The sequence below is a fragment of the Streptosporangium sp. LJ11 genome (assembly GCF_051918945.1).
Lineage (GTDB): Bacteria > Actinomycetota > Actinomycetes > Streptosporangiales > Streptosporangiaceae > Streptosporangium.
Genome location: NZ_JBPXMB010000012.1, coordinates 71,676 through 85,552 on the forward strand (window position 1 = coordinate 71,676; position 13,877 = coordinate 85,552).

At 71.7% G+C, this 13,877-nt stretch carries 16 protein-coding genes; 5 read left to right on the forward strand and 11 right to left on the reverse strand.

Translation table 11 applies throughout. The features are described from left to right. Positions 1 to 36: 36 nt before the first annotated feature. Positions 37 to 2,253 carry a hydantoinase/oxoprolinase family protein gene (locus ACTOQ3_RS19005; RefSeq protein WP_440084706.1) on the reverse strand — a complete coding sequence of 739 codons (2,217 nt, stop codon included), beginning with the start codon at positions 2,251 to 2,253 and terminating at the stop codon, positions 37 to 39. Between the two features lie 173 nt (positions 2,254 to 2,426). Continuing rightward, on the reverse strand, positions 2,427 to 2,873 hold the full coding sequence (locus ACTOQ3_RS19010) for a hypothetical protein (RefSeq protein ID WP_362680870.1): 447 nt from the start codon (positions 2,871 to 2,873) through the stop codon (positions 2,427 to 2,429). A 303-nt stretch (positions 2,874 to 3,176) separates the two neighbouring features. Between ACTOQ3_RS19010 and ACTOQ3_RS19015 the strand changes: the two genes are divergently transcribed. Both ACTOQ3_RS19015 and ACTOQ3_RS19020 read left to right on the forward strand, forming a co-directional pair. Beyond that, on the forward strand, positions 3,177 to 3,815 hold the full coding sequence (locus tag ACTOQ3_RS19015) for a hypothetical protein (protein ID WP_440084707.1): 639 nt from the start codon (positions 3,177 to 3,179) through the stop codon (positions 3,813 to 3,815). Positions 3,816 to 4,074: 259 nt separating this feature from the next. Beyond that, positions 4,075 to 4,707 (forward strand): thymidine kinase, encoded by a 633-nt coding sequence (locus ACTOQ3_RS19020; protein WP_440084708.1) that lies wholly within the window; start codon positions 4,075 to 4,077, stop codon positions 4,705 to 4,707. Between the two features lie 42 nt (positions 4,708 to 4,749). On the opposite strand, the gene ACTOQ3_RS19025 is transcribed toward ACTOQ3_RS19020, so the two are convergent. From ACTOQ3_RS19025 to ACTOQ3_RS19040, 4 genes are all read right to left on the reverse strand, one after another. Then, positions 4,750 to 5,448: a DsbA family oxidoreductase gene (locus ACTOQ3_RS19025; RefSeq protein WP_440084709.1), complete on the reverse strand. Its 699-nt coding sequence runs from the start codon at positions 5,446 to 5,448 to the stop codon at positions 4,750 to 4,752. A gap of 471 nt (positions 5,449 to 5,919) precedes the next feature. Further along, positions 5,920 to 6,381: an ATP-binding protein gene (locus ACTOQ3_RS19030; RefSeq protein WP_440084710.1), complete on the reverse strand. Its 462-nt coding sequence runs from the start codon at positions 6,379 to 6,381 to the stop codon at positions 5,920 to 5,922. Then, the gene (locus ACTOQ3_RS19035) at positions 6,378 to 6,572 is read right to left on the reverse strand and encodes a DUF5999 family protein (RefSeq protein WP_440084711.1); all 195 of its coding nucleotides are present in this window, start codon (positions 6,570 to 6,572) and stop codon (positions 6,378 to 6,380) included. The genes ACTOQ3_RS19030 and ACTOQ3_RS19035 overlap by 4 nt, the downstream gene beginning before the upstream one ends. Before the next feature lie 480 nt (positions 6,573 to 7,052). Further along, entirely contained in the window at positions 7,053 to 7,748 is a 696-nt protein-coding gene (locus ACTOQ3_RS19040) for a MarR family winged helix-turn-helix transcriptional regulator (RefSeq protein WP_440084712.1), read from the reverse strand. A 58-nt stretch (positions 7,749 to 7,806) separates the two neighbouring features. Between ACTOQ3_RS19040 and ACTOQ3_RS19045 the strand changes: the two genes are divergently transcribed. Continuing rightward, positions 7,807 to 8,256 carry a nuclear transport factor 2 family protein gene (locus tag ACTOQ3_RS19045; protein WP_440084713.1) on the forward strand — a complete coding sequence of 150 codons (450 nt, stop codon included), beginning with the start codon at positions 7,807 to 7,809 and terminating at the stop codon, positions 8,254 to 8,256. A gap of 156 nt (positions 8,257 to 8,412) precedes the next feature. Here the strand turns inward: ACTOQ3_RS19045 and ACTOQ3_RS19050 are convergent, their stop codons facing one another. After that, positions 8,413 to 9,417 carry a LysR family transcriptional regulator gene (locus ACTOQ3_RS19050; RefSeq protein ID WP_440084714.1) on the reverse strand — a complete coding sequence of 335 codons (1,005 nt, stop codon included), beginning with the start codon at positions 9,415 to 9,417 and terminating at the stop codon, positions 8,413 to 8,415. A gap of 130 nt (positions 9,418 to 9,547) precedes the next feature. Between ACTOQ3_RS19050 and ACTOQ3_RS19055 the strand changes: the two genes are divergently transcribed. Further along, positions 9,548 to 10,429 (forward strand): serine hydrolase, encoded by an 882-nt coding sequence (locus tag ACTOQ3_RS19055; protein WP_440084715.1) that lies wholly within the window; start codon positions 9,548 to 9,550, stop codon positions 10,427 to 10,429. A gap of 217 nt (positions 10,430 to 10,646) precedes the next feature. Next, positions 10,647 to 11,633 (forward strand): MBL fold metallo-hydrolase, encoded by a 987-nt coding sequence (locus ACTOQ3_RS19060; RefSeq protein ID WP_440084716.1) that lies wholly within the window; start codon positions 10,647 to 10,649, stop codon positions 11,631 to 11,633. A gap of 72 nt (positions 11,634 to 11,705) precedes the next feature. On the opposite strand, the gene ACTOQ3_RS19065 is transcribed toward ACTOQ3_RS19060, so the two are convergent. From ACTOQ3_RS19065 to ACTOQ3_RS19080, 4 genes are all read right to left on the reverse strand, one after another. After that, on the reverse strand, positions 11,706 to 12,605 hold the full coding sequence (locus ACTOQ3_RS19065; protein ID WP_440084717.1) for a hypothetical protein: 900 nt from the start codon (positions 12,603 to 12,605) through the stop codon (positions 11,706 to 11,708). A gap of 25 nt (positions 12,606 to 12,630) precedes the next feature. Next, a complete protein-coding gene (gene mnhG, locus ACTOQ3_RS19070) occupies positions 12,631 to 12,960 on the reverse strand; it encodes a monovalent cation/H(+) antiporter subunit G (RefSeq protein ID WP_440084718.1) in 330 nt (109 codons plus the stop codon). Then, on the reverse strand, positions 12,957 to 13,217 hold the full coding sequence (locus tag ACTOQ3_RS19075; RefSeq protein WP_440084719.1) for a monovalent cation/H+ antiporter complex subunit F: 261 nt from the start codon (positions 13,215 to 13,217) through the stop codon (positions 12,957 to 12,959). Before ACTOQ3_RS19075 ends, mnhG begins: the two co-directional genes overlap by 4 nt. Positions 13,218 to 13,326: 109 nt before the next feature. After that, complete coding sequence (locus ACTOQ3_RS19080; RefSeq protein ID WP_440084720.1) at positions 13,327 to 13,869, reverse strand: Na+/H+ antiporter subunit E; 543 nt, start codon at positions 13,867 to 13,869, stop codon at positions 13,327 to 13,329. Between the last annotated feature and the right edge of the window lie 8 nt (positions 13,870 to 13,877).

Here is a 13,877-nt window from a genome sequence, read left to right on the forward strand (position 1 = left end):
GGACCACTCCGCTCACTGCGTCGGGTTCGCTCCGCGTCATGCACGGCGTACCTCCAGGTTTCCGAACTCGTCCATGGTCGCGGTGAAGCCGGGGTGGAGCGGCAGCGTGGAGCCGTACTCCTCGATGACCGCCGGGCCGGTGACCTGCGCTCCGGCGGTCAGGTCGGAACGGCGGTGGATGGGGGTGGCGCCCCACTCGTCGTAGAAGACCTCGCGGAAGGCGGCCGGCTCGGGCCGCGGGTCGCCGTGCGGCCTGTGCCCGATGACGGGCCGGGTGATCGGGCCGATGCCGGAGACACGGAGGTTGACCCACTCGACGCCGTGCCGGGGGTCGTCGCGGTATCCGTACCCGTAGAGCTTGCGGTGCTCGGTGTGGAAGCGGTCCAGCACCTCGGCCCGCCAGTCCTCGTCCAGCGGGCCGGACGGCGCGGGCACCCTGACCTCGTAGGCCTGGCCGTAGTAGCGCAGGTCGGCGCTGCGCGCGTAGACGTGCGCGCCGGCGGCGAAACCCTCGCGGTCCAGGGCCGCGGCGGCCTGCCCCTCCAGGTCGCCGAAGATCTCCCCTGCGGCCTCCAGGGAGAGGTCACGGGTGACGAAGGTGCGCACGTAGTCGTTCTTGACGTCCACGGTGAGCAGCCCGAAGGCCGAGACGTTGCCCGGGTCGGGCGGCACGATCACCGACGGCAGGCCGAGGATGTCGATCAGGCGGCAGACCAGCAGCGGGCCCGAGCCGCCGAAGGCGACCATGGGGAAGTCGCGCACGTCCAGGCCGCGTTTGACGGTGATCTGGCGGATGGCGTTCGACTGGTTGAACGCGCTGATCTCCAGGATGCCCGCCGCGGTCCGTTCCGGGGACAGCCCGATCTTGCCCGCGAGCGCCTCGATCCCCTCGCGGGCGGCGTCGGCGTCGAGCGGGATCTCCCCGCCGAGCAGGTGCGGGGGGACCCGGCCGAGGAAGACGTGCGCGTCGGTGACGGTGACCTCGGTACCGCCCCGGCCGTAGCAGAGGGGGCCGGGGTCGGCCCCGGCCGATCTGGGCCCGACCTTCGGCGTGCCCTCGGGGGAGATCCACGCGACGGAGCCGCCGCCCGCGCCGACGGTCACGATGTCGATCATCGGGATCTTGCAGGGGTAACGGCCGATGCTGCCCTCGGTGGTCAGGGACGGCTCCCCGTCGACGACCACCGCGACGTCGGTCGAGGTGCCGCCGCCGTCCAGGGTGATCACCGAGGGGTGCCCGGCGGTGGCGGCGATCAGCGCGGCGCCGAGCGCGCCCGCGGCCGGTCCCGAGAGCACGGTGGTGATCGGCTGGTGTACGACCTCGGCCGCGGACAGCACACCGCCGTTGCTCTTCATCACGGAGAACGGCATGCCGCTCCCCCTCCCGGCACTCCCCGCACGCGCGACCCCCGCCGCGGACGACGCCGCCGCCGCACCCACGACACCCTTCCGGTACGTCCGGTCGCTCGCGTCCCCCGCGCCCTCCGCGTACGCCCGGCCGTCCACGTCCCCCGCGCGGCTCGCCGCCTCCAGGCGTTCGGCCAGGTTGGCGATGTAGCGGCGCATGGTCGGTTTGACGGCGGCGTCGACCAGGGTGGTGACCGACCGCTCGTACTCGCGGTACTCGCGCAGCACGTCGCACGAGATCGAGACGACGGCGTCCGGGTGCTCCCGTTCGAGGACCTCCCGCATGCGCAGCTCGTGGGCGGGGTTGGCGTACGAGTGCAGGAAGCACACGCCGATCGCGGTGATGCCGCGGTCGCGGAACCAGCGGGCCGCCGCGACGGCCTGCTCCTCGTCGAACGGCCGCACCTCGGCACCGGTGTGGTCCAGGCGCCCGCCGACGGTCCTGACCCGGTGCACCGGGACGATGCGGGGCGGCTTCACCCAGAAGTAGGAGTTGCCGTAGCCGTCCGGCACGCTCTGGCGGGCGATCTCCAGGATGAACTCGAAGCCCTCGGTGGTGACGAAGCCCAGGTCGGCGATGCGGTCTTCGAGGAGCTGGTTCGTGGCGACCGTGGTGCCGTGCACGACGGCCGACACCGCCTCCATGCCCGCGTCGCCCAGGTCGCCCGCGTCCTCCGCACCGGCCGCCTTCCGCAGGACTTTCCGTACCCCCTCCATGAACCCGTCGGCCGGGTTGGCGGGGGTGGAGGGAGTCTTGGTCGTGGTGATCTCACCGGTCTGCTCGTCCACCGCGACCACGTCGGTGAACGTGCCTCCGGTGTCGACCCCGATACGGACGCTGCGCATGCCCCCGTGTCTACCCAGTCCCGGCGAGTCCGCAAATCGGCGGACCCTGCCGAAGCTGTGCCCGGTCCTTGGGCAGTGTTGGCGGGAAACGACCTCGAACGACCTCGAACGACCTCGCCGGAAACGGTCCCGCCGCCTCCCGGTCACGGACCGGGAGGCGGCGGGAGCGGTCCCTAGCGGCGGCGGGGACCCATGGTGGTGTTGATCACCGCGTCGGCGTCGTGCGCGTGGATCTTGGCGGCGAGGCGGATGGCCATCTCGTTCGTACGGCGCAGTTCGGCCTCGACGCGGTCCTTGCCGGACTGGCCGACCTGCACGCCGAAGTAGGCACCGATGATCGCGCCCGAGACCCCGACGAGCCCGGCGAACGGCGCGGCCGTGTCACCCTCGCGCAGCGCGATCACCACGAAGCCGATCAGGATGACCACGAGTCCCATGACCACGACGTAGAACCCGTACCGCCAGCGAGCCGCCTCGGCCTGGGCGGCGACGGCCTCGTCCTCGGTCATCATCGCCGCGAGCGCCGCGGGCATCTCCGTGGTCTCCGCGCCGGAGGGACCGGGGGTCACGACGGCGGGGGTCTTGCCGAGGGGTGGAGCGGAGTTGTTGGTGGTCGTCACAGATTCTCCCACTTTTCGATAGACCAAAAGGAATCTCCCACGGTTTTCACCGCCAGGCCAAGTCAGGTCACGCCCGGGCCTGCCGACGGGGGATCACCCCCTTCTACCAGCGCATCTTCCACCCAAACGCCCTCATATACCCCACAGCTCACTACGAGGTGTAGATCGTTATCTTTCAGGCGGGTGCACGAGCGCGAGCCGTCCACGAAACATGAAGATCACGATCCACGCTCGGCGCGGTAAAAGAGGACTCGGATGAGATAGAAGACATTCACCACTCTCATCCGGTTTTCAGAGGTATCTGTGACGAAGCTTCTCCGGCTCCTCGTGGCCCCGCTGTCCGCCGCCGTCCTCCTTCTCAGCGTGTTCTCGACCCCCGCCCGGGCCGACACCGACCCCGTGCTCGCCGCGCGGTGGCAGATCGCGTGGGACACCTACCGGTTCTACGAGTGTCTGACCGCCCCCCTCCCGATAACGGGACGGAGCCAGGCCAAGCGCGACATCTCCATTGAGATCGACGCGCCGGTGCAGCACGTGTTCGACGCCTACTCGAACATCAACAACCACCTCGGCATGCACTCGTTCCTGAAGCGGGTCGTCACCCACGCGGACTGGACCGACGCCGGGACGCGCTACGTCAACTTCACGGCCGTGGAGGACATCCCGGTCGCCGGGTTGCCCGTCACCTCCAACACGCACGCGCAGCAGCGCATCCACCGTGACGAGCTCTACTACGAGACCGACACCTGGACGCTGCCGAACGTCGTCACGCACCAGAGGATCGTCTTCGAGGACCTGGGCGACGGGCGGACGCGCGTCACCGAGCACCTCACCTTCGAGGCGAGCATCCTGCTCATCGACTTCACCGTGACGAACGGCGTCTCCTCCCACGAGGCGACGCAGGCGGGTCTCAAGGCGGCGATCGAGAGCGGCGAGCTCTGAGCCGAACAGGCGAGCTCTGAGCCGACCCATCGGCCGAGGGGGCCTCGCCCGCGGGATCGGGCGAGGCCCCCTCGGTTCTCCCACCGTCTCTTCCCTCTCTCCCGTTCCCGGGTCTCGCCGGTTCCCGGCGGCGGGGCCGGAAGCGGTCCCGGCGGGCGCGGCGGGCGATCCCGTACGCTCCGACGCCTGGTGAGGGCGACGAACCGATCGCCAGGGGTGGAGATCGCGGAACGCGGCCGGAGTACTAGGCTGGCCCCCCGTGACCGAATTGTCTGCCCTTTCCGCCGTTCCCGCCGGTTCCCGGGACGGAGTGCTGCGCTTCTACTTCGGCCCGATGGACTGCGGCAAGTCCACGCTGGCCCTGCAGATGAACTACAACCACGGCCGCCAGGGCAGGCGTGGCCTGGTGCTCACCAAGCACGACCGCTCGGGCACCCCGCAGGTCACCAGCCGGATCGGCCTGGGCAGTGAGGCCGTCGAGGTCGTCGACGACCTCGACCTGGTGGCCCTGGTCCGCGCGCACGAGCCCATCGACTACGTCATCTGCGACGAGGCGTGCTTCTACACGGTCGCCCAGATCGAGCAGCTCGCCGATCTCACCGACGGTTACGGCATCGACGTCTACGCCTTCGGCCTGGCCTCGGACTTCCGCTCGCAGATGTTCCCCGCCACCCAGCGGCTGTTCGAGCTGGCCGACGAGATCAGCCGCCTGCAGGTCGAGGTCCTGTGCTGGTGCGGGCGCCCCGGGCGCCTGAACGCCCGGGTGGTCGGCGGCAGGATGGTCCGTACCGGCGAGCAGGTCGTCATCGGCGACACGGGCGCCGACCCGATCCGCTACCAGGTGCTCTGCCGTCGCCACTACCGCTCCGGAGAGCTCGGCCTGCCCGGCTGAGCCCCGCGCCGGGCGAGGGGGACACCCCGCCCGGCGCGGGTGTCAGACGGCGCAGTGGCCCTCGTCGTCACAGGCGTCGCCGCCGTTCGTGGCGGCCTTGACGGCCCTGGCGGCCGGCGACCGGCCGGTGCGCTCGGCGACCTCTTCGAGGGCGGCGAGCAGGGTGTCCTCGGGCTGGGCGCCGGAGACGGCGAACTGGCCCTCGAAGAGGAACAGCGGCACCGAGCTGACACCGATGGCGCGGGCCTGGGCCAGCTCCTCCTTCACCGCCGCCGCACCGTCCTCCCCGTCCAGATCGGCCTGTACGCCGAGCTCGCGGGCCAGTCCGGCGAGGACCTCGCGGGAGCCGACGTCGAGGCCGTCGGTGAAGTGGGCGCGGAAAAGGGCGTAGAGCGCTTCCTCACCCCTGCCCTGCTCTCCGGCGAGCCGGATGAGACGGTGCGCGTCGAAGGTGTTGGCCTGGATCGAGTGATCGAAGTCCAGCACCAGCCCGTCCTCGGCGGCGACTTCGGTGACCCTGCCGAACATCCGCGCGGCCTGCTCGGCCCCGCCGAACCTCGCCGCGGCCCACGTGAGCGTGGGCTCACCGTTGGACTTCGCGTCCGGCGCGAGCTGGAACGGCCTGAACTCGACCTCCACCTCACCGCCCTTGGCCCGGTAGCGCTCCACGGCGCGGGCGAAGCGGGTGTGGCCGATGTAGCACCATGGGCAGACGACGTCTGAGTAGATTTCAACCTTCACACCACGCTGCAACCGGCACCGGGATCCGCTGATTCCACGGACCGGCCCGCCGTTCGTGGACGCGGGACGGACAGGGACACGTGGCACCCCGGCGAGAGCCATATGAACGGCACCGACCGGCACCGACCGGAACGTCGGAGGCCGCGGGGATCGCGCTCGCCGCCGGGCGGGGTGTTCACGCCCGGCGTCCGGGGTCAGTACGGCAGCGGCCTTCCCGACGGGCTCCGCAGATCCAGTACGTCCCGGTCGCGGCGTCGTGAGCGCTTGCGGATTCGTGTCTGGCGCATCGCCGGGAACTCCTTTCCGGTGCGCGTACGGGCCTGACTTGCCGATTCCTGTGATGTGCCGCCGTCCGGGCGGCGCGGTCGGTCCATGTCGTCTACGTCCCCCGTATCCTCTCTGCCCTCGGTGAGGAGAGGCTTTCCTGTCGTGGTCGGCGAGCCGGGTCGCGGCAGGTTCCCTTCGACCTCCTCAGGCCGCGGTGCCGTTGAGACGCGGGTGGATGGCCAGCTCGAACCAGCTGACCTTTCCCAGGGACGTGCGTTCGCTGCCCCACCGGTCGGAGAGCAGATCGAGCAGATACAACCCGCGCCCTCCCTCGTCGTCCTCGTGGGCGTCGCGCACGTAGGGAAGGGCGGGATTGGCGTCGTCCACCTCGCAACGCAGCATTCCCTCCTGGTAGGAGACGGCGAGCCGGATCGGTCCCCACGCGTGGCGCAACGCGTTGGTGACGAGCTCGCTGACGAGCAGCCGGGCGATCTCGCCCTGCTCGCCGATCCCCCACTCGGCCAGTTGCCCGCAGATCAGCCGCCGGGCTCTGGGCACCGCGGCCGGGATGGGCGGGAGTGGCCAGGACGCCCTTCTGGCAGAGGGGCGCGGGAACGAGACGGCGACCGCGCAGATGGTGAGGGCGAGGGCGAGGGACGGTCTCATGCCGCCCTCCCGCAGGGAGTGCGATGGGCGGGAACGACACGCCCGTCCGGCAGGATTTCCCCGGTGTCCTCGAAGACCACCACACCGTTGCAGAGCAGCCCCCATCCCTGCTCAGGGTGAGAGACCACGAGACGAGCCGCCTCATGATCGAGGGCGTCCGCGGACGGACAGGTGGGCAGGTGCTGACACACGGTCCTACTCCGATCTTGATTGGCTGCGGAGGGGAACCTCGCGGAACCCCGAGCGGACGATCGTCCTCACCGGCTCGCCTCCGGCCCGTCGACGACGGGACCGGTTTTCCTTGCCGAACGCGATGGATTCGACTCGCTTCCGCCGCCGGCGACGACCCTTCACGCGCGCCCGCGCCTGCGTATGCCCCAGCGCGACCGGTGGCGAACGGTTCCGGTGATGGCCGGAAATCCGTCGTCGGCGACCACATTCACCCGTTCGATGACCTGTACGTGACGCGGGATCTTCTGCCAGGCTCCCCCGGGCGAACGCGGTGTTGATTTGTAGCCACTTATATGTGTTTTTATCTGTGTTTACACCCGTATATGTTGAACGTCGATAGGGCCAGGGTCTTGTCCTGGTAGAGCATTTTTTGCGGCATGGGTTCTTGCCGCATCAGGCAAAGCGGGCGGATGGCGAGGAGGCTCCCGGGGGAGTCCTGATCACTCCCGGCGTGGCGCGGTGGCGTCGGCGGCGAAACGGACGAGGAGCGAGGCGAAGGTCTCGCGGTCCTCGGCGGGCCAGTGCGCGGTGAAGGCGTCGAACGTGTCGTTCTGCCAGCGGCGGGCGGCCGCGAGGAGTTCACGGCCGGACGCGGTCAGCTCCAGGTCGGCGTGGCGGGCGTCGCGTTCCATCGTGCCGCGCCGTACCAGCCCCGCGGCGACCGCGTCGGCGACCATGCGGCTGGCCACGGAGCGGTCCACCCCGAGGGCGTCGGCGACGGCCCGCACGCCGGTACGCCCACCGCCACCGCCCCCGCCCGTCACACCGGCCTCCCCGAACCCTCCGGACCCTCCGACGCAGCCGCTCTCGCCACCTTCACCCCTCCCGCCGATGATGTCGACGACCACGACCCGCGAGACGTGCCCGCCCTCGGCGTCGTCACCGGCGACCCGCTGGGGCCAGCGCCGCGACCAGTAACGGACCAGCGCGAACAGCGCGGGCCCCGCCTGCCCGCCGGCGGGGAGGCGACTTTCGGAAAGGGCGGGGGCCACCGCCGAGCCAGAGGACGCACCGGGCACGAGAGGCGTCGCGGGGTCGGCCGCGGAGCCGGACCCGGGATCGGCCGCGGAGCCGGTGCCGGGACCGGCCCCGGCACCGGACTCCGGGTCGTGCGCCTGGTCACCGATGGTCCGCATGGGCGCAGCATCGCACTCGCCCTTGATGTGTGCAAATCACACATGTAATGTGTGCAAAATGCACGCACTTGATGGCAGCGCTCCCGATACCGAACGGGTGAACGAAGCGATCTCCCTGGTCACGCGATTCGAGGAGGCGGTCAACCGGCGGGCGGTGGCCGAGGCGGCGGGGATGGCCGCCGAGGATGTCGCGATCACCGGGCCGCGCGGCACCGCTCACGGGGTGGACGTACTGCGCCGGTGGGTCGCGGACTCGGGCATCCGGCTCACCTCGCGGCGCCTCTTCGTCCGGCTCCCCCACCTGGTGGCCGAGCAGACGGCCCGCTGGCACGACCCCGGCACCGGGGCTCTCGGCGACGCGACGACCGTGGCGACCCTGTTCACCGTACGGGACTCGAAGATCGCCGGTATCGCCCGCTACGACAGCGGCCTCACGGCGGCGCTCCTCGCCGCCGGACTGGCCGAGATCGACGAGGTCACCGTTCCAGGTCCCCTGCGGGCGGTCTAGGGGAAGGCCGAACGCGACCGGCGGCGGGGATCACAGGGCGCGGACGACGGGCCTGGGGCTCCATCGGGTGTGGACGAGAACCGGGGGTGCCACCCCCGCGCGCCGCTCAACCGCGACGCGACGGGAGGATCCCCGGCCTGCAGACCGGGGAGGACGTCAAGGGGCGTAGACGACGGACCAGGGGCGGGGGGCGGGCGGCGGGGACGTCCCGGGTGCCGCCTGCGGTGTCCCGGCGGTGACGTCCTGGGCGAGGATCCCGGCCGCCAGGGCGGCGAACCCGGCGGCCGCGGGGTGGGCCGACCGCTCCGGCCAGGCGACACAGATCCCCCTCAGGAGAGGGGCACCGGCCAGGGGGCGCCAGGCCAGCCGGGGCTCCCTGCGGGCCATCGCCTCCTGCTCGAACGCCACCCCGTGCCCCGCCAGCACGAGCCCCAGCAGGAACTCCGGGTTGCGGGCGTGCTGAAGGCGTACGGGCGAGAAACCCCCCGCGCGACAGACATCGAGCATGCGGTCGTACCACGCGGGGGAGGTCTCGCGCGGAAAGACGACGAGGTCGTGCCCGGCGAGGTCGGCCAGCTCGATCTCCCACGGCCGTGACCCCGGCCCCGGCCGCGGTCGCGGCCGTGCCAGCGCCAGGGGGGACGTGCGGGGCAGCACCACGCCCAGCGGGATCTCCACGACGGGCCCGGACCGCAGGCCGGGAACGTCGACGGGGTGGTGCACGAGGCCCGCGTCGAGCTGGGCGGAGGTCAGACGGCGCAGCTGTTCCGGAATGGTGAGCTCGTGGAGCTCCAACCGTAGCCCCGGAGTCTCCTCGGCGACGTGCCGCAGCAGGGCGTGCAGCGTCACGGCCGGGATCTCCGGGGGTACCCCGATCCGGAGGGTTCCCAGCTCGCCGTCGCCGGCCTGGCGCATCATCGCCCGCAGGCGCTCCTCACCGGCCAGGAACCGCCCGGCCTCCTCGACGAGGAGCCGTCCCGCCATCGTGAGCTCGATCTGCCGGCGCGAGCGGTCGAACAGCTCGGCACCGAGTTCGCGCTCCAGCCTCTGGATCGACTGGCTGAGCGGCGGCTGCGCGATGCCCAGTACCTCCGCGGCGCGGCCGAAGTGCAGTTCTTCGGCGACGACGATGAAATGCCGCAGATGCCGGGAAAGGTCCACGGCGTCACGATAGGCGATCGTCCGCGGACCCGCGGCACGTCACAGACCCGCGGCGCGCCGCGATCCGGTGGCACGGCATGATCCGGCGGCGCGTCACGACCCGGCGGCGGGGCTGGATAGCGTTGCGGGCATGTCGGCAGAGGAACGGATATCGGGAATCTTCGCGGCCGCCGGGGTGGAGGGGCACCTGCACGCGCTGGACGTCGCCGGGGGCCGCGAGATCGCCGTGCGCGCCGACGAACAGGTCGTGATCGCCTCGATCTTCAAGGTGCTCCTGGTCCTGGAGTTCGCCCGCCAGGCGGCGGCCGGCCAGCTCGACCCGGCCGAGCGCGTTCTCGTGACGGCGGAGGACAGGCTCGGCGGATGGGGGACCGCCGGATGCGCGGACGACGTGGAGATGTCGCTGCGCGATCTCGCCCACTTCGCCATGCAGGTCAGCGACAACACCGCCGCCGACCTGCTGATGCGGAGGATCGGCCTGGACACCGTGCGGATGCTCGCGGCGGAGCTGGGGCTGGCGCGCACGCGCGTGATCGGCGGGCCCAGGCAGGTGCTGGAGTCGATGCTCGCGGACGTGGGGGCGCGGGACGACGCCGAGTTCGCGCGGATCTTCCCGACGCTGCCCCCCGAGCGGGTACGGGCACTGCGGGTCCTCGATCCCGATCACACGACCTCCAGCACGGCGCGCGACATGACCCGGCTGCTCGGGCTGATCTGGCGGGACGAGGCCGGGCCGCCGGAGGCGTGCGCGGCCGTCCGCGACTACATGACACGGCAGGTCTTCTGGACGCGGATCGCCTCGGGCTTCCCCCCGGGAACGCGGGTGGCCGCCAAGACGGGGACGCTGCCCGGCCTGCACATGGAGGCCGGGGTCGTCGAGTATCCCTCCGGCGAGAGCTACGCGGTGGCGGCGTTCACCCGGACCGGGCAGCTGCCCACCCGGCGCATCGACGTCGACCTGGCGATCGGCCAGGCCGCGCGGACCGCCGTCGACGCGCTGCGGGCCGGGTGACCTCTCCCACTCGCCGGGCGGGTTCCGCCTTCTCGCACGCCGTCCGGGTCCCCTCCCCAGCTGCTCTGATACGCGTTCGCCTATCGGAGACGACGGTCGAGGATCTTGGACGTGGACGGCTCCGTGATGGTTGGGTCCTCAGCGGGCCGCACGCGGCCGGCGGTCGTCACCCGGATGACCGGTGACGACCGTGCGTTCATCCGCACCGAGGAGAGACATGTCCCGATTCGATCGAAGAGGTTTCCTGCGCACCGCGACGGCGACGGCGGGGGCGGCGCTGGCGGGGGCCGCGCTGGCACCGGCTGCCGGAGACCTCCTGTCCCCGTCCCCCACCAGGGCCGCGGCGGCGCGTCCGGGCGGGAAGAAGACCGCCGCGACGTTCCGCTGGCTCGGTACGTCGGGCTGGCGCGTGGACGTGGGGTCGTCGACGTTCCTCGTCGACCCGTACGTGACGCGGTTCGACACCGGCCTGGCGGCGGGCGCGTTCAAGCCCACCACCCGGCTCGAGGTCGACGCCGAGGCGGTCGGCGAGCACGCGGGCACGCCGAAGGTGGTGCTGGTGACGCACGCGCACTGGGACCACTTCAACGACGTCCCGCACATCGCGACGTCGACCGGGGCACGGGTGGTCGGCACCGCCACCGCGTGCAACCTGGCGCTGGCGTTCGACGTGAAGAGCAACCTGCTCAGCCCGGTGAAGGGCGGGGAGGTCCTGGACTTCGGCGACTACGTCGTGGAGGTGGTGGCGTCGCTGCACAGCCGCAACGCCGACTACTCCATGGTCTTCCCCGGGGTCCGGCTGACCCGGCCGGAGCGCAGGCCGGAGAACATCTCCGAGCTGCCCGAGGGCGACACCCTGGCGTTCCAGGTGAAGATCAAGGGTGGCCCGTCGGTTTTCTTCATGGGCGGCAGTGACTTCGTCGAGCGCAACCTCACCGGTCTCGCCCCGGACGTCGCGATGATCCCCACCACCTCCTCGTCGTCCACGTACGACTACGTGCCGCGCCTCCTGCGGGCCCTGGACATGCCCCGCGTGGTCGTCCCGGTGCACTGGGACAACTTCGAGGTGGCACTGCGGAACCCGCCGCAGGCCGACGAGAAGTCGAGGAAGAGCCTCGCCGGGTTCGTCGCGGCGGTGCGCGAGGTCAGCCCCGGGACGAAGGTCGTGATCCCGGACTATCTGACACCGCGCACCTTCGGCTGACGCCCGCCCTCCCGGTCCTTGCCAACGGCCCAGGCCCACGGGGCGCGCCGACGACCCGTGCTCACGGGGGCGCTAGGGAACGGAGGCGATCTCCTCGAGGCGGGCGGCCAGCTGCTCGGGCTCGCCGTCGACCAGGGCGGACACCCCGCGCCACCAGGCGAACCACTCGCCGCTGCGCCACATCCAGTCGATCCGTTCGATGGAGGCGACGACGTCGCCCTTGGCGCGCCACACCTCACCGGCCTGCTCGGTGGAGGCGCCGTGTCGCAACGCCCAGGCGTGCAGGGTCGCGGCGGCCTTGGCGTCGACCGGTTGCTCGTACGGGTCGGGGTGCTCGTCCAGCCGGTGGGGGCCGAGCCCGGCGGCGACGCCCCAGCTCCACTGGGCCTCGGCGGGACGGGAGTAGCGGAGGGAGTCGAAGTCGAGGTTGGAGCCCAGCTCGTCGTCGGGGCGGCGCAGGACCACCGCGTCGAGACGGCCGCCCGCGTCGAAGGAGACCACGACCCGCTGGCCGGGGTGCGCGTCCTTGGGCAGCTCGACCCGGTCCTCGGCCTGCCAGGAGTTGAGGTCGGTGACCGCGGCCGGACGACCCCAGGTCTCGTCGGCCGCGTCGTCGGCGATCCAGGCGGCGAGCATCTCCAGGACGGTCAGATCGGTCCACGGTTCGATCGCCGTGGAGGTCTGGAGCACCTCGTCGGGCGCGGGCAGCTTGCCGCCGCGCTCCTGCCGCCACCACTCCTTCCCGAGTTCGCGGGTGCCGACCAGCAGGCCGGCCAGCGCGGCGAGTTCGGTGGATCTGCGGGTGAGGGGGGCGCCGCGTGCGAGCTCGACGGAACGCGCGACGCGGTCGGCGCCCAGCGCCGCCTTCGCCTCGCTCAGCAGCAGGGCCGCGTCCGGCCGCTCCTCGCCCAGCAGATCACGGATCAGTCGTCTGGCCTCGGTCCTCGCGTCCTCCGCACGTGCATCACGCATACCGACACGGTACGCCGGGAGATCCTTAGGCGCGAGCGTCACCGGGCGGTACGGCCGTGCCGTCGTCCCGTGGCGACTCGGCGAGATGCGCCGCCCTTCCCACCATGTAGGCGGCCACCGCCACCGTCACCACCTGGTAGACGGCGATCAGCAGCAGCGTGCCGGCGATCGTCCAGCGGGGGTGGCGCAGCCACATGGCGAGCAGGACGAGGTGGAGGCCGAGCACCTGGGGTTTGGTCGCCGCGTGCATGCGAGACAGGGTGCCGGGAAACCGGACCATCCCCACCCCGGCCGCGAACGCCAGTCCCGCCCCCAGCAGCAGGCACGCGCCGGCGGCCACATCCAGCGCGGTCACCGGGCGCGTGCCGCGAAGAACCTCGCCAGCGAGACCGAGCCGACGAACCCCAGCAGGGACAGCACCAGCAGCACGGGCAGCGCCGAGTACTCCCGGTACGTCGCCGCCTCCGCACCGATCGCGCACATGACGACGGCGGTGAGCACGTCCAGCGCGACGGCCCGGTCCAGCATCGTGGGGCCGCGAACCAGGCGGTAGAGCGTCATCGCCGCCGCGGCGGCGAGCAGCACCAGAACGGTCAGGTATGTCACCGTCATCGCGCCTCTCCCTCACACGCCCCCGTCATCGTGGCCCCCTCACGGGTCACCGTCATCCCGGTTCCCCCGGACGCGTCATGGCCGTCACGCCCCTCCCGGCACGTCGCCGTCATCGCAGCTCCTCCCGGTCGGCGCGGGTGCCGAAGGCGGCCACGATGCGGCTCTCCAGCCGCGTCACGTCCTCGCGGGTGACCCGGGCGACGGTCTGCGCGTCACCCGGGATGCCGAGCACGTGGAGCACCAGCAGCCTCCGCCGGACGTTCGCCTCCAGCACCAGGCTGCCCGGCAGCGCCGACAACGCCACCGTCATCAGCACGGCCACCGTCTCCGACGAGGAGCGCAGCCAGACCTCGACGATCTGGACCGGGGGCGGCCCTCCCGGGCGCAGCGCCCAGAAGGCGACCCGGAGGCTGGAGGCCACCAGGTCCCCCGCGAAGCGGACGACGAACAGGAGGATCCCGACGGGGTGGAGCCGGATCCTGGAATCCTGGACCGGCAACGGCAGCAGCCACACGACGATCAGCCCGGCCAGCAGGCCGCCGAGCACGTTGCCCACGCTGAGGTCTCCCCAGAGCGACAGCCAGACCGCGGTGAGCCAGGCCACCAGTGGCAGCGGTACGGGCCTGCCCAGCACCCGGGGCACCGGGATCATCGGGCCCG